Below are 13,892 nucleotides of genomic sequence, written 5' to 3' on the forward strand. Positions count from 1 at the left end.
TAGCAGCAGCGTCCGGCACGCCGGACGCTGCGCTGAAGGTGCGGATCAGACCTGGTAGTAGCGCTTGGCACGCTCGGCTGCGCGCGCCGCAGCCTCTTTCGGCGTCGCAGAACCGGTGGCTGCTTCCGCGAACATGTCGACGAGGACGAAGTCGCCCATCACCGCCGCGGAGGCGTAGCCGAGATCGCCGGCATAGCCGTTGTCAAGGCAACGCTTCAAGCAATCACGGAACGGCGTGATCTTCGGGTCGGAAGTCCAGACCGGATTGTCGTTGTAGGCCGGTAGCGGCGGCGCGACGTAGCCGTTGGAGGCAACCTCCCAGGCGTCGTAGTTCTCCTTTTCCCACATGAAACGGAGAAACTCTTTCACCGCGTTCGGATATTTCGAGTATTTGTAACCGTAGGCGATCACGATGTTCTGTTGCTCGGTCGGCTTGCCGACCGGACCGATGGGCAGGGCTGCGTGATCCGTATCCTTGGCGATCTCCTGCTGCTTCGGATCCGGGGAATTCTTGCCGACCGTCCAGATCGAGATGCCATTCAGGGTCAAGCTGAGTTCGCCGGACAGGTAGGCCTTGTTGTTGTTGGAATCGTTCCACGACAACACGCCCGGGATGAAGGTCGGATACAGTTGCTTGACGTATTCCAGCGCGGCGATCGTTTCCGGCGACTCGATCACCACCTCGTTCTTCTCGTTGACGAGCTTGCCGCCATGCGCCCAGAGCAGCCAATGGACCCAGCCATTGGCGTCGCCTGTCGCATGTCCCAGCGCGAATCCTGCCGGGGTGTTGTTCTTCTTCAGATTCTGGCAGAGCTTGAGGAAGCCGGGCAGATCCTTCGGAAACTCTTCGAATCCGGCGGCCTTCATGTGGCTGATCCGGTAGTTCATGCAGCCGCCGGTGGCGCCCTGGGGAATGGCGATCCAGCTATTGCCCTTCTTGCCGTATTTCTCGGCGACCGGATACCAACCGCCATATTTTGCGCCGAGATAATTCGCGACGTCGGTGACGTCGATCAGCTTCTCGGGAAATTTGTGGGCATCGTCCAGCGTGCCGATGATGAGGTCGGGACCGGCGCCGACATTGGCGGCCACTGCCGCCTTGGGGCGAATGTCATCCCAGCTCTCGGCCTCGAGCTTGACCTTGACGCCGGTGGTCTCGGCGAACTTCTTGGTCTGCTCGGCGAACTTGTCGTACTCGGCCTGGATGAATTGCTTCCAGCGCAAGACACGGATGGAGGCGTTCGGCTCGGGCTTGTTGGTCCACTCGGCCGCGCGCACCGGGACGACACCCGGGCCGGCCAGCAATGCTGCGCCGCCCAGGCCGGCCTTAAGCACACTTCGCCTGTCGAAATCGCTCATCGTTCTCTCCCTGATTTTTTAATTGTCTTTGGGTCGTCTTAAATCAAGAAACGCCACTACAGGCGTTTGCCTGTCGCCTCGTCAAACAAGTGGATCACGCCCGGATCGGGCTTCAGCTTGACCTTGTCGCCTGGATTGAACTGGTGGCGCTCGCGGAAGACCGCGACGACCTGCTCGCCCCCGAGCTTCGCAAACACCTGCGTCTCCGAGCCGGTCGGCTCGACCACGACGATCTCGGCGTCGGCGCCGTCATCGGCAATGGTGAAATGCTCGGGACGGACGCCGTAAACCACGGGCTTGCCGTCCGAGGCAGCCGGCGCGTTCTTGAGCGGCAGCTTGACGCCGTTTGGTCCCTCGAAGGTCGCAACGCCGTTGACGCGGATATGCCCCTTCAGGAAATTCATGGCCGGTGAGCCAATGAAGCCGGCGACGAACTGGTTTTCCGGCCGGTCATAGAGCTCGAGCGGCGTGCCCATCTGCTCGACGATGCCGTCATGCATCACGACGATCTTGTCGGCCATGGTCATGGCCTCGATCTGATCGTGGGTGACGTAAACGGTGGTGGTCTTGAGCCGCTGGTGCAGCTCCTTGATCTCGGTGCGCATGGCGACGCGCAGCTTGGCGTCGAGGTTCGACAACGGCTCGTCGAACAGGAAGACCTGGGGATCGCGCACGATGGCGCGGCCCATGGCGACGCGCTGGCGCTGGCCGCCCGAGAGCTGGCGCGGGTAGCGGTCGAGCAACGGCGTCAAGGCAAGAATTTCAGCGGCGCGCTTGACCCGCTTGCCGATCTCGTCCGAGCCGGCGTTCCGCAGCTTCAGCGAGAAGCCCATGTTCTCGGCGACGGTCATGTGCGGATAGAGCGCGTAATTCTGGAACACCATCGCAATGTCCCGCTCCTTGGGCTGGACATTGTTGACGACGCGATCGCCGATCGAGATCGTGCCTGAGGTGACGTTCTCGAGGCCTGCGAGCATGCGCAGCAGCGTCGACTTGCCGCAGCCGGAGGGGCCAACCAGGACGACGAACTGGCCATCCTCGATCGGGATCGAGACGCCGTGCAGGACCTCAAAATTGCCGAACGATTTCCGCACGTCGCGGATTTGCACAGACGACATCTAGCTCCCTCCTCCGACCGAAACGACACATCTGCAGCGCCGCCACCGTCTTGTTTTTTCTGAACTTCGCTGACCCGAAGCCCCTTGTAACAGGCGACATTGTCAGCAGTTTGTGCGGGTTTGGCAATTTGTCTTTGGTTAGTCGTTGCTGGTAGCGCTGTCAACGATCCTTTGTTTGCGGGAATGGCTGTGTTATGAGCAACAAATGGGTCGAAAGCGCACCAAGTCTGGCAAGATTCGGTTAGCGGAAGTCGCCGAGCTGGCCGGCGTCAGCCCGATCACGGCGTCGCGCTTCTTCCGCAATCCCGAGGCGTTGTCGGTCGCCAAGCGAACGCGGGTCGAAAGCGCGGCCCGGGAGCTCGGCTATGTGCCCAACCTTGCTGCACGTGCGCTGGCCTCGCAGCGCACCGAAGTGATCGGGGTCTTGATTCCGTCGCTGACCAACAACGTGTTTTCCGATGTGCTGCGCGGCATCTATGACGCGTCCGAAGGCAGCCGTTACTCGATCCAGCTGTCCAACACGCGCTACTCCATTCTCCAGGAGGAGAAGCTGCTGCGGCTGTTTCTGGCACAGAAGCCCGCAGGACTGATCGTCACCGGCATCGACCAGACCACCGAGTCCCGCGCGATGCTTGAGGCGGCCGACTGCCCGATCGTGCAGATCATGGAAATCGGGCCCAATCCGGTCGACATGATGATCGGCTTCTCTCATTATGATGCGGCGCGCGCGGCAATTGCCCATTTGTTCGCGCAAGGCCACCGCAGGATCGGCTTCGTCGGCGCCCGCATGGATCCCCGGGTGCAGCGCCGGCTCGACGGCTACGCCGCAGCCATGAAAGAGGCCGGCCTGTTCGACCAAAGACTGACCGTGACGACGGCAACGCCGACCTCGGTGACGCTTGGCGGCGCGCTGTTCGCCGATCTAATCGCGCGCGAGCCCGCCATCGACGCGGTGTTCTGCGCCAATGACGACCTCGCGCTCGGCGTTCTCTTCGAATGCCGCCGGCGCGAGATCCCGGTCCCCGATCAGATCGCGATCGTCGGCTTCAACGACCTCGAATTCATGGCCTCCTCGGTGCCGACGCTGACGAGCGTGCGGACCAATCGTTACGAGATGGGCAGCACGGCTGCCGCGATGCTGATCGAGGCGATCGAGGGAAAGCGCCCTGAAAAGCCCGTGCTCGATCTCGGCTTCACGGTGATCGAACGACAGAGTTCGCAAGCACAGCGGCCGACGGCGAGCCCCCGCGCGGGCGAATGGGTGGCCGCCGTACAAAATGATAGCGTTACCAACGACCCGTGAGTAGTATCCCAACCATGAGGAAATGTTCGCCAGCAGGCGGGCCGTCTGACCATGCTCGCGCTGCCGGGCAGCGCACCGATCGACATCCCGAACGTCGGACCGTGCGTTTGCATTGAAGGAGAAACCCATGACAAAAAACCCAACCAATGGGCACGCGCCCGCCGGCAACGGCACCCGCCGCCATCTTCGCTCGCAGGACTGGTTCAACAATCCGCATAATCCGGGCATGACCGCGCTCTATATGGAGCGCTACCTGAATTTCGGCCTCACCCGCGCCGAGCTGCAATCCGGCAAGCCGATCATCGGTATCGCCCAGACCGGCAACGACCTGTCGCCCTGCAACCGCCACCATATCGAGCTGGCCCACCGCGTCCGCGAGGGCATCCGCGAGGCCGGCGGCATTGCGATGGAATTCCCGACCCACCCGATCCAGGAGACCGGCAAGCGCCCGACCGCGGCGCTGGACCGCAACCTCGCTTATCTCGGCCTGGTCGAGGTGCTCTACGGCTACCCGCTCGACGGCGTGGTGCTGACCACCGGCTGCGACAAGACCACGCCGGCCTGCATGATGGCGGCGGCGACCGTCAACCTGCCCGCGATCGTGCTGTCGGGCGGGCCCATGCTGAACGGCTGGCACAATGGCGAGCGCACCGGCTCCGGCACCATCGTCTGGAAGTCGCGCGAGCGGCTCGCCGCCGGCGAGATCGACTATGAAGAGTTCATGGAGATCGTGGCGTCCTCGGCGCCGTCGGTCGGCCATTGCAACACCATGGGCACGGCCTCGACCATGAACGGCCTTGCCGAAGCGCTCGGCTTCTCGCTGCCGGGCTGCGCGGCCATCCCCGCTCCCTATCGCGAGCGCGGCCAGATCGCCTATGAGACGGGAAAACGTATTGTCGAGATGGTCTGGGAAGACCTCAAGCCGTCGGACATCCTGACCCGCAAGGCGTTCGAGAACTGCATCGTCATCAATTCGGCGATCGGCGGCTCGACCAACGCGCCGATCCACATCAACGCGTTGGCACGACACATCGGCGTCGAGCTGTCGATCGACGACTGGCAGAAAATCGGCCACGACGTGCCGCTGCTGGTCAACATGCAGCCGGCCGGATTCTATCTTGGCGAGGAATTCCACCGCGCCGGCGGCGTGCCCGCGGTGGTGCGCGAATTGATGAAGCACAAGCGCATCCATGAGGACGCGGTCACCGTCAACGGCCGCGGCATCGGCGATAATTGCAAGAATGCGCCGGCGCCCGACAACGACGTGATCTGGGCCTACGACAAGCCGCTGGTGAAGGACGCCGGCTTCCTGGTGCTGAGGGGCAATCTGTTCGATTCTGCGATCATGAAGACCTCGGTGATCTCCAAGGAGTTTCGCGATCGCTACTTGAGCAACCCGAAGGATCTGAACGCCTTCGAGGGCCGCGCCGTCGTGTTCGAGGGGCCGGAGGATTATCACGCGCGGATCGACGATGCCTCGCTCGACATCGACGAGCATTGCGTGCTGTTCATCCGCGGCACCGGCCCGATCGGCTACCCCGGTGGTGCCGAGGTCGTGAACATGCAGCCGCCGGCGGCGCTGATCAAACGCGGCATCCTGTCCCTGCCCTGCATCGGCGATGGCCGTCAGTCCGGCACCTCGGGCTCGCCGTCCATCCTGAACGCCTCGCCGGAAGCCGCCGCCAACGGCGGCCTCGCGATCCTCAGGACCGGCGACAAGGTCCGCATCGACCTCAACAAGGGCAGCGCCAACATCCTCATCTCCGAGGAGGAACTGAAGAAGCGCCATGCCGAGCTGAAGGCCGCCGGCGGCTTCAAGCATCCGCCGAACCAGACGCCGTGGCAGGAGATCTATCGTAGCACTGTCGGCCAGCAATCGACCGGCGCCTGCATGGAGCTCGCCACGCGCTACCAGAACGTCGCCTCGGCGTTTGGCGTGCCGCGGGATAATCACTGACGTTGTCATTCCGGGGCGCGCGCAGCGCGAGCCCGGAATCCATCAATCCACAAACTTTGCCGCACAATGGATTCCGGGCTCGCGCCAAGAGGCGCCCCGGAATGACCAACTCAAAGGGAGAACACCATGGCCAACCGCCTCAAGGGCAAGCGCGCCGTCGTCACGGCTGCAGCCGCAGGCATCGGGCGCGCATGCGCGCTCGCATTCGCGCGTGAGGGCGCAACCGTCATCGCCACCGACATCAACGAGGCGGGCATCGCAGGCCTGACCAGGGAGGGCGTCGCCGAAGTGGCGAAACTCGACGTCCGCAACACGGCCGACGTCAACGCTTTTGCAAAACGTGTCGGCAAGATCGACATCCTGCTCAACGCGGCCGGCTTCGTGCACCACGGGACCATCCTGGATTGCTCGGAAGAGGATTTCGATTTCTCGTTCGACCTCAACGTCAAGTCGATGCACCGGACCATCAAGGCCTTCCTGCCTGACATGATCGCCGGCGGCGGCGGCAGCATCGTCAACATCTCGTCCTGCGCGGCGCTGCGGCCGCCGGCGAACCGCTACGTTTACAGCTCATCCAAGGCCGCGGTGTCGCTGCTGTCGCGCGCGGTCGCGCTGGACTTCATCACCAAGGGCATCCGTTGCAACGCGATCTGCCCCGGCACCGTCGAGACCCCCTCGATGCTCGACCGCGCCGCCGCGCAAGGGCCGCAGGGCAAGGAGATGTTCATCTCGCGCCAGAAGATGGGCCGGCTCGGCACTGCCGAGGAGATCGCATCCATGGCGGTCTATCTCGGCAGCGACGAGAGCGCCTTCACCACCGGTGTCGACCTCGTGGTTGACGGCGGCTACATGCTCTGACGCCCACCGGATCACATCTGATGAACAAGATTGATCTCAACGACCGTGTCGCCGTCGTCACTGGCGGCGCGCAGGGCTTTGGCCGCGCCATCACCGAGCGCTTCGTCGCTTCCGGCGCCAGGGTCGCAATCTGGGACTTTGATTCAGACTTGGCGGAGAAGACCGCCGCGGAGATCGGCGACAACGTCCGCGTCTTCAAGGTCGACGTCACCGACACCGCAGGCGTCGAGCAGGCCCGCGATGGGACGCTCGCCGCCTTCGGCAGGATCGACATCCTCGTCAACAATGCCGGCATCGCCGGCATCAACAAGCCGGTCTGGGAGACCGATCTGGAGGAATGGCGGAAAGTCCTGCGCATCAACCTCGACGGCCCCTTCATCGTCTGCAAGGCCATCGTGCCCGTGATGCTCAAGCAGAAATACGGGCGGATCGTGAACATCGCCTCGATCGCCGGCAAGGAAGGCAATCCCAACGCCTCGCACTATTCGGCCTCCAAGGCTGGCCTGATCGCGCTGACGAAATCGCTCGGCAAGGAGCTCGCCGCGCATGATATTCTCGTGAATGCGGTGACGCCGGCGGCGGCCAAGACCGCGATCTTCGACCAGATGACGCAGCAGCATATCGATTTCATGCTGTCTAAAATCCCGAAAGCGCGCTTCGTGCTGGTGGAAGAACTGGCGGCGATGGTCGCGTGGCTCGCATCCGAAGACTGCGCGTTCTCGACCGGCGCGGTGTTCGATATCTCGGGTGGACGGGCAACCTATTGAGGACACCATGATCCGGGAAGGTGGATGCCTGTGCGGCGCAGTACGGTTCAAGGCGGAGGGCGAACCGCTGAACGTGCGCATCTGTCACTGCCGCATGTGCCAGAAGGCGATGGGCTCGCCCTATTTCGCCCGCGCCCAGTTCGACCAGAAGGCGCTGACAGTCGAGGGTGAGACCGGCCGCTACAAGTCGTCCGAGGCGATCGACCGCGTGTTCTGCAAGACCTGCGGCACGCGGCTGTTCTCCTGGCGGCGCAACGGCACACTGGCCGGCGTCGCGCTTGCGACCTTCGACGACCGCAACGCCTTCGCGCCGACCGAGCACATCTGGGTCTCGGAAAAGCTCGCCTGGGTGAAACTCGACGACGGCCTGACGCAGTATGAGACGACGATCCCGGCCTGAGGTCAGGGCTGCCTTGAAACGGTGATGCTTGCCGCCTGCACGCGCTTTCCCGTTGTCGTGGCTAACCAAATCCCTGCGAACACCGCGACAATGCCGGCCGCGAGATTCCAGCGCAGCGGCTCATGCAGCAGCCATGCGCCGACCAGCGATGCCGTGATCGGATTGACCGTGACCGAAATCGCCACGCGCGTCGGCGTGGTCCGCTCCAGCGCGAAGGCCCAGAGATAGAAGGTCAGCGCCGCGCCGAAGGCCCCGAGATAAAGCGCAGCCAGCCATTGGGGCGTGCCGAAATCTGCAACCGGCGCGAAGCTGCCTCGAAAACTTGAAAGCAGGATGAGGCAGAGACCGCCCGCGGCCATGCTCATGGTCGTAAACCCGATCGGGCTGGAGCGCCGGATCAGCGGCTTCGACCAGATACCATACAGCGCCATGCACAGCGCAGCCGCCATCATCAGAAGATCACCGCGCCAGGCCCCTGACGGCGCCGAGCTCAAGTCAGAGAGAAGCGCGACGGCAACGCCTGATGTTGCCACCACGACACCAATTGACTTGCGCCAGGTCAGGGCTTCGCTGCCGAGCGCGGCGCCAATCACTAGCGACAACAGTGGCAACGTCGATAGCGCGAGCGCGCCGCGCGCGGCCGTCGTGAAGATCAGCGATGCATTGAACAGGATTGGAAACAGCGCGAAAAACAATATGCCGAGGCCGACGGTAGCCGCCCAGTCATCGCGCTCCGGCCAGCGGTCGCCGCGCAGCAGGGTCAGCGGCAGTAGCAGCAGAAAGCCAATGCCAAACCGGAATGAGCCAATCGCCAGCGGATCGATGCTGCCGACGAGATAGCGCGTCGCGCCAATCGAGGTGCCGCCCAGCGCGCTCGACAGCACCGCGGCCAGAACGCCGAAAATCTCGCTCACGATTGCTCCCTGACGAACGCGCTGACGAACAGCATACGGGCCGTGCCAAAACTGAGAATGGAATTTCCGTCATACTGGGATAACGTTCCGTCATGACCGCGCCCGACCTCGATCCCGATCTGCTGAGGGCTTTTCTCGCCGTCGCCGAGCATCGCTCGTTCACGCGCGCGGCCGATCGGCTCAACCGCACACAGTCGGCGGTGAGCGTGCAGGTCCGGCGCCTCGAGCAGCGGCTCGGCACAAAGTTGTTTCAGCGCAATCGGGACGGCATCGTGCAGACCGCCGCGGGCAAAGAGCTGCGCGCCTATGCCCAGCGTATCCTTGCCCTTCATGCGGAAGCGGTCGACGCCTTGCGCGCGCGCAAGCCCGAGGCGGTCATTCGCCTCGGCGTGATGGACGATTATGGCACGATCGTCGTTCCGCCGCTGCTGGCGAGCTTTGCCAAGAATCATCCGACCGTCAGGGTCGAGGTCGAGACCGGGCTGACCGCCACCATGCCGGCCCGCCTCGGCGAGGGCTATGACCTCGTCATCGCCATGCATCCGGAAGGGCGTGGCGAGGGCGAGCTGTTGCGGCGCGAGCAGGCCGTCTGGGCAGCCGCCGCCGCTTGTCGCGCCATGGCGGAAGACACCCTGCCCGTCGCGCTCTACCCGCCGGGCTGCCTGTTCCGCCAATGGGCCGCGGAAGCACTTGATCACGCCGGCCGGCCCTGGCGGCTCGCCTTTGTCAGCCGGACGACGGCGGCGGTGGAATCGATCGCAGCGGAAGGCCTTGCGGTGACCGTGGTGAAGGCCGGCACCCTGCCGCGCCGCCTTCGACCTCTCGGCTTACGCGACGGCCTGCCGCCGCTGCCGGTGGCGGACATCCGCCTCCATTGCGCGCGCGGCCTATCGCGCCCGGCGGCACTGCTCGCCGATCATCTGCAACGTGGCATTTCGGAACGGGCCACCCTATGTTGAGCTGAAGCATTGCTGCACCGCCTGACGGTCGTCTGCAAGGCGACAGGCACAAACAGGCTGGATGCGACGTGAACGTTTCCTTTTATGATCTCTCGGTGTGGGTGCTGCCGCTGGTGCTTGCCATCACCTTCCATGAAGCCGCGCACGGTTTTGTCGCGCACCGGCTCGGCGACGACACAGCCTGGCAGCTTGGGCGCGTCAGCTTCAATCCTGCCAGGCACATCGATCCGTTCGGCACGCTGATATTACCGGCGATGCTGCTGTTTGCGCATTCCCCGTTCGTGTTCGGCTATGCCAAGCCCGTGCCGGTGAATTTTCGCAAGCTCAATCATCCGAAGCTGGACATGGTCTGGGTCGCTCTCGCCGGTCCCGTCACAAACATCCTGCTGGCGCTGGTCGCAGGTCTCGCCCTCCACGCTTTGCCCTTGGCGCCGGCAGGCTCCGCACAATGGATCTTTGACAATCTCAAGAATGCGCTGCTGATCAACGCCGTGCTGGCGGTTTTCAACATGATGCCGATACCGCCGCTCGACGGCGGACGGGTCGCGGTCGGGCTGTTGCCCCGCGCGCTCGCCCTGCCGCTGTCACGACTCGAGCCGTTCGGCATGATGATCCTGATCGGGCTTCTGATTTTGCTACCGCTGGCGGGTTCCCAGCTCGGTCTAAATCTTGATGTTATTTCAGCAATACTGCGAACGTTGACCGGTTATGTGATTCAAGCTGTTCTCTTGGCCACCGGCAATGCGTAGTTGAAACAGTAACTTGATATCCCTGAAGACAAAGCCGAAGGGCTAGAGGCCAACTTGGTCAAAGCTGCCGATATGCTGATCGCGCGTCGCGCGGACACCCGTGCCCGCGCCGATTTCGCCACCTGGAAGATGATGGCCAAGCTGAACGGGTTGTCGGCGCTGCCCCCTGACGCACAGGGCTTCCTGGACGGCTACAAGAAGCTGCTGGAGCGGATGAGCGAGGCTGAGGCGACAGAGGCCGCCATCGCCGAGGTCTACAAATCCTACTATCTTGAGATGGGCGGCGGTGGGAACCCGCCCGACGTCCGCACGCGGCCGGCCGAACCGGCAAGGGACAATGTTACCGCTTTCCGGCGCCCGGCTCCCAAGCCGAAAAAGACCGGCTTCTTCGGGGCGGCGACGGTCGGAGGAACCCAGAAACGCCCGCTGCCGGTGGCGCTGATCTTCGCCTGCCTGGTCGTGGTCTATGTCGGGATCAAGTTCTACTGGCGCTGAGCGCTATCAGCCTATTTCGACGGCTTCTTGAAATTCACCGGCAGGCTGAAGGCGAATTGATCGTCGGTCAACTCGGCCGGCGGAACCGGCACCGGATCCGACCGGCGCACCATGGAAATGGCCGCATCGTCGAAGGCGGGATCCCCTGAGGACTCCGCGACATTGACGGACACGACATTGCCGCGCCGGTTCAGGACCAGGCTGAGCGTGACCGTCGTCGTCTTGATCTTGTCCTTGGGATAGCGCTTGTGAATCTCGAAATAGGCGCTGATCCGCTTGCCCCACTCGGCGGTCAGCTTGCGGATGTCCTTGCCGATACCCTGATGGGGCGCGGCCGCCTTCTCGTCCTCGCGCGCGTCCTCGTTCAGTGCCTGCCTTGCCGATTCCTGGGCGTTCGGCATCTCCTCGACGGCCTGGGTCTCGACCTTGGCCACCTTCGTGGTGTCCTCCACCGGCTTCTTGGAGTCATTCTCGGTGACGAGGCGGTCCGGATCCTCGGCCTCCTGAGGGATTTCCTTCGGCAGATCGGTCTCCTTGAGCTCGGCCTGCTGCTGCATCTGCTGCGGCTGGTACTGCGAGGCTTCGCTGTCCGGACCGGGCGGCAGATCCGTCTCGGGAAGCTTCGGTGAGGTCATTTCGACGGCGTATTCCGCGCCGTTAACGCCGAGGCCGTCGTCACCGTCATCGGCACGTAGGTTGGCGAGCGCCAGCGCGGCCCCGCCAAGATGCAGGCCAACCGCTACGACAGCGGCCACGATCCACAACGGCCGCGAGGATTTTGCCTCGAACACAGGGTCGGTCATCGCACCGCCATCAGGGTTGGACTGCCCCTTGCGCCGGCCCGGCCGCCGCAGGAGGTGCCTCTAGCGCCACCAGCTTGATCCGAGAATAGCCGCCGGATCGCAGGATTTCCATCACGCCCATCAACTCGCCGTACGGCACCGCCTTGTCGGCGCGCAGGAACAGATATTTGTCCTTGCTCATATCGGCGACGGCATCGAGCGAGCTGACGAGGTCGGTGCGCTTGACCGGATTCTCTCCGATCGCCAGCGTCAGATCGGGCTTGATGCTGACATAGGTCGGCTTGTCCGGCTTCTTCTGCGGCTGCGCGCTCGACGTCGGCAGGTCGATCGGCAGATCGACCGTCGACAGCGGAGCTGCGACCATGAAGATGATCAGCAGCACCAGGATGACGTCGATGAACGGCGTGACGTTGATGTCATGCGTTTCGGAGAAATCGTCGTCGTCATCATTCTCGGTGAGCGAGACAGCCATGGCTTACTCCGCCGCGTGCGAATGCGCGCTGCCATGGCTGCGGTCGAGATCGCGCGACAACAGCCGGGCGGCGGCGCCCGAGGCGCGGCTGACGAGCTCGAGATAGCCCTTCGTCACGCGCGAGAAGTGATTGTAGATGATGACGGCAGGAATAGCGGCGACGAGACCGATGGCAGTGGCGAGCAGCGCCTCGGCGATGCCGGGGGCAACCACAGCAAGATTGGTCGTCTGCGACTTCGAGATGCCGATAAAACTGTTCATGATGCCCCAGACGGTGCCGAACAGACCGACGAACGGTGACGTCGAACCGATGGTCGCAAGCACACCCATACCGACGCGGATGCGCCGCGCTTCCGCGCGCACGATCTCGGCGAAGCTCGACGCCGCACGCTCCTTGATGCCGCCGTCGCTGGACAGGCCCGCCGACATCCGCGCTTCGCGCAGCGCGGCACTCAGGAAGGACGGCAGGATGCCCTGCTTGGTGCCGAGCGCCATCTGGGCTTCCGCGAGCGACCGCGCCTCTGCAATCCTCTTCAGCGCCGAACGAAGCCTCGTGGAGGCGATCGACAGCTCGATCGATTTTGCGATGAAGACGGTCCAGGTCACGAGCGAGGCGAAGGCAAGCCCGATCATGACCGCCTTCACGATGACGTCCGCCGACATGAACATCACCCAGGGTGACAATTCCTTCATGGCCGGCGCGATGCCGGCCTTTGGCGCTGGCTCGGATGCCGGGGCGATGGCAGCCTCGGTCGCGGGAGCGCTGGGCATCGCGGCCATGGGCGCCGCAGCCATGGGCGACGCAGCCGTGGGCATGGCAGCCGTGGCGGCTGCGGTCGAAGGCGCCGCGGTAGCGCTTGGTTGCGCCGCGGTAGCGGCAGTAGCCGGCGCCGGCAGGACCGCCGCAGGTGCAGGCGCTGTGGGCCGAGCCTGCGCCGCCGCCTGGGGTTGTGTCTGGGCAGCAGCAGGCGCTGTGAGCCAGGTGGCCGCGAGCAGCGCGGTTGCAACGAGGCTTGCGTGGAAAGATGCGAACTTCATACTTCGGCCCAGTTGCGAATGAGGTTGTGATAGATACCCGTCAATTTGACCGTTTCGGGATCGTCGCGCCCGAGCCGTGCCACCAGCGCCTGAATGGCGGTGTCGAGGTCAAAGATCATGCTGCGGGCTTGATCGTCCCGTATCATGCTCTGGAGCCAGAAGAAAGACGCAACCCGGGCCCCCCTCGTCACCGGGGTGACCAGATGCAGGCTGGTCGAGGGATAGAGCACGCAGTCCCCAGCCGGCAACTTCACTTCGTGCGAACCGTAGGTGTCCTCGATCACAAGTTCGCCACCATCATAATCTTCGGGCTCGCTGAGGAATAACGTGACCGACAGATCGGTGCGAATGCGAAGGCCGGTCAGGCGGTCGCCGCGGATCGCGTTGTCGACATGCAGGCCGAAATAGTGGCCGCTGTCCGCCGCATAGCGGTTGAACAGCGGCGGAAAGATCTGGAGTGGGATTGCGGCCGCCAGAAACCGCGGGTTCGCCGTCAGCGCCGAGATGATGCGATGGCCGAGCTTGCGCGCGACCTCACCGTCCGGCGGCAACTGCTCGTTGCGCTTGACCATGGCCGACTGCGCGCCCGCCGTGGAACGGCCGTCTTCCCATTCGCTGGCATCCATGATGCGGCGAAACTCCGCCACATCATCCTTGCTCAGGACGCCTTCAATGCATGTCAGCATGGCACCTCGTCATC

General features: G+C 63.8%; 15 protein-coding genes. 8 read left to right on the forward strand and 7 right to left on the reverse strand.

The features are described 5' to 3' along the window. Positions 1–45: 45 nt before the first annotated feature. The gene (locus AOQ71_RS37840) at positions 46–1,359 is read right to left on the reverse strand and encodes an ABC transporter substrate-binding protein (RefSeq protein ID WP_057758202.1); all 1,314 of its coding nucleotides are present in this window, start codon (positions 1,357–1,359) and stop codon (positions 46–48) included. Positions 1,360–1,415: 56 nt separating this feature from the next. Continuing rightward, entirely contained in the window at positions 1,416–2,477 is a 1,062-nt protein-coding gene (locus AOQ71_RS37845; RefSeq protein ID WP_057758204.1) for an ABC transporter ATP-binding protein, read from the reverse strand. Positions 2,478–2,682: 205 nt separating this feature from the next. On the opposite strand from AOQ71_RS37845, the gene gntR reads away from it, so the two are divergent. The 5 genes from gntR to AOQ71_RS37870 all read left to right on the forward strand — a co-directional run bounded on the left by gntR (position 2,683) and on the right by AOQ71_RS37870 (position 7,762). Next, positions 2,683–3,780 (forward strand): HTH-type transcriptional regulator GntR, encoded by a 1,098-nt coding sequence (gene gntR, locus AOQ71_RS37850; protein ID WP_057758206.1) that lies wholly within the window; start codon positions 2,683–2,685, stop codon positions 3,778–3,780. Positions 3,781–3,907: 127 nt separating this feature from the next. Further along, positions 3,908–5,737 (forward strand): IlvD/Edd family dehydratase, encoded by a 1,830-nt coding sequence (locus AOQ71_RS37855; protein ID WP_057758208.1) that lies wholly within the window; start codon positions 3,908–3,910, stop codon positions 5,735–5,737. 126 nt (positions 5,738–5,863) lie between these two features. Further along, positions 5,864–6,595: an SDR family oxidoreductase gene (locus AOQ71_RS37860; protein ID WP_057758211.1), complete on the forward strand. Its 732-nt coding sequence runs from the start codon at positions 5,864–5,866 to the stop codon at positions 6,593–6,595. A gap of 20 nt (positions 6,596–6,615) precedes the next feature. Further along, positions 6,616–7,362 carry an SDR family NAD(P)-dependent oxidoreductase gene (locus AOQ71_RS37865; RefSeq protein WP_057758212.1) on the forward strand — a complete coding sequence of 249 codons (747 nt, stop codon included), beginning with the start codon at positions 6,616–6,618 and terminating at the stop codon, positions 7,360–7,362. A gap of 7 nt (positions 7,363–7,369) precedes the next feature. Continuing rightward, positions 7,370–7,762: a GFA family protein gene (locus tag AOQ71_RS37870; protein ID WP_057758215.1), complete on the forward strand. Its 393-nt coding sequence runs from the start codon at positions 7,370–7,372 to the stop codon at positions 7,760–7,762. A gap of 2 nt (positions 7,763–7,764) precedes the next feature. Here AOQ71_RS37870 and AOQ71_RS37875 read toward each other — a convergent pair whose 3' ends face one another. Next, positions 7,765–8,676: a DMT family transporter gene (locus tag AOQ71_RS37875; RefSeq protein WP_057758217.1), complete on the reverse strand. Its 912-nt coding sequence runs from the start codon at positions 8,674–8,676 to the stop codon at positions 7,765–7,767. A gap of 92 nt (positions 8,677–8,768) precedes the next feature. Between AOQ71_RS37875 and AOQ71_RS37880 the strand changes: the two genes are divergently transcribed. From AOQ71_RS37880 to AOQ71_RS37890, 3 genes are all read left to right on the forward strand, one after another. Then, entirely contained in the window at positions 8,769–9,635 is an 867-nt protein-coding gene (locus AOQ71_RS37880; RefSeq protein WP_057758219.1) for a LysR family transcriptional regulator, read from the forward strand. Positions 9,636–9,703: 68 nt separating this feature from the next. Further along, positions 9,704–10,384 (forward strand): site-2 protease family protein, encoded by a 681-nt coding sequence (locus AOQ71_RS37885; RefSeq protein WP_057758221.1) that lies wholly within the window; start codon positions 9,704–9,706, stop codon positions 10,382–10,384. Between the two features lie 72 nt (positions 10,385–10,456). Then, a complete protein-coding gene (locus tag AOQ71_RS37890) occupies positions 10,457–10,879 on the forward strand; it encodes a hypothetical protein (RefSeq protein WP_057758223.1) in 423 nt (140 codons plus the stop codon). A gap of 11 nt (positions 10,880–10,890) precedes the next feature. Here AOQ71_RS37890 and AOQ71_RS37895 read toward each other — a convergent pair whose 3' ends face one another. The 4 genes from AOQ71_RS37895 to AOQ71_RS37910 are packed head-to-tail and all read right to left on the reverse strand — an operon-like array spanning position 10,891 to position 13,878. Next, positions 10,891–11,682 (reverse strand): energy transducer TonB, encoded by a 792-nt coding sequence (locus AOQ71_RS37895; RefSeq protein WP_057758225.1) that lies wholly within the window; start codon positions 11,680–11,682, stop codon positions 10,891–10,893. Positions 11,683–11,692: 10 nt separating this feature from the next. Further along, positions 11,693–12,154, reverse strand: a complete 462-nt coding sequence (gene exbD, locus AOQ71_RS37900) for a TonB system transport protein ExbD (RefSeq protein ID WP_057758227.1) — start codon at positions 12,152–12,154, stop codon at positions 11,693–11,695. 3 nt (positions 12,155–12,157) lie between these two features. After that, entirely contained in the window at positions 12,158–13,192 is a 1,035-nt protein-coding gene (gene exbB / locus AOQ71_RS37905) for a tonB-system energizer ExbB (RefSeq protein ID WP_057758229.1), read from the reverse strand. After that, a complete protein-coding gene (locus tag AOQ71_RS37910; protein ID WP_057758231.1) occupies positions 13,189–13,878 on the reverse strand; it encodes a Fe2+-dependent dioxygenase in 690 nt (229 codons plus the stop codon). Before AOQ71_RS37910 ends, exbB begins: the two co-directional genes overlap by 4 nt. Positions 13,879–13,892: the final 14 nt, after the last annotated feature.

This window comes from Bradyrhizobium manausense, assembly GCF_001440035.1.
Classification (GTDB): domain Bacteria; phylum Pseudomonadota; class Alphaproteobacteria; order Rhizobiales; family Xanthobacteraceae; genus Bradyrhizobium; species Bradyrhizobium manausense.

Bases quoted from the DNA above. Each gene is read 5' to 3' on its own strand.
- AOQ71_RS37840 (WP_057758202.1), bottom strand. From the start codon at position 1,359: ATGAGCGATTTCGACAGGCGAAGTGTGCTTAAGGCCGGCCTGGGCGGC.
- AOQ71_RS37845 (WP_057758204.1), bottom strand. From the start codon at position 2,477: ATGTCGTCTGTGCAAATCCGCGACGTGCGGAAATCGTTCGGCAATTTT.
- gntR (WP_057758206.1), top strand. From the start codon at position 2,683: ATGGGTCGAAAGCGCACCAAGTCTGGCAAGATTCGGTTAGCGGAAGTC.
- AOQ71_RS37855 (WP_057758208.1), top strand. From the start codon at position 3,908: ATGACAAAAAACCCAACCAATGGGCACGCGCCCGCCGGCAACGGCACC.
- AOQ71_RS37860 (WP_057758211.1), top strand. From the start codon at position 5,864: ATGGCCAACCGCCTCAAGGGCAAGCGCGCCGTCGTCACGGCTGCAGCC.
- AOQ71_RS37865 (WP_057758212.1), top strand. From the start codon at position 6,616: ATGAACAAGATTGATCTCAACGACCGTGTCGCCGTCGTCACTGGCGGC.
- AOQ71_RS37870 (WP_057758215.1), top strand. From the start codon at position 7,370: ATGATCCGGGAAGGTGGATGCCTGTGCGGCGCAGTACGGTTCAAGGCG.
- AOQ71_RS37880 (WP_057758219.1), top strand. From the start codon at position 8,769: ATGACCGCGCCCGACCTCGATCCCGATCTGCTGAGGGCTTTTCTCGCC.
- AOQ71_RS37890 (WP_057758223.1), top strand. From the start codon at position 10,457: ATGCTGATCGCGCGTCGCGCGGACACCCGTGCCCGCGCCGATTTCGCC.
- AOQ71_RS37895 (WP_057758225.1), bottom strand. From the start codon at position 11,682: ATGACCGACCCTGTGTTCGAGGCAAAATCCTCGCGGCCGTTGTGGATC.
- exbD (WP_057758227.1), bottom strand. From the start codon at position 12,154: ATGGCTGTCTCGCTCACCGAGAATGATGACGACGACGATTTCTCCGAA.
- exbB (WP_057758229.1), bottom strand. From the start codon at position 13,192: ATGAAGTTCGCATCTTTCCACGCAAGCCTCGTTGCAACCGCGCTGCTC.
- AOQ71_RS37910 (WP_057758231.1), bottom strand. From the start codon at position 13,878: ATGCTGACATGCATTGAAGGCGTCCTGAGCAAGGATGATGTGGCGGAG.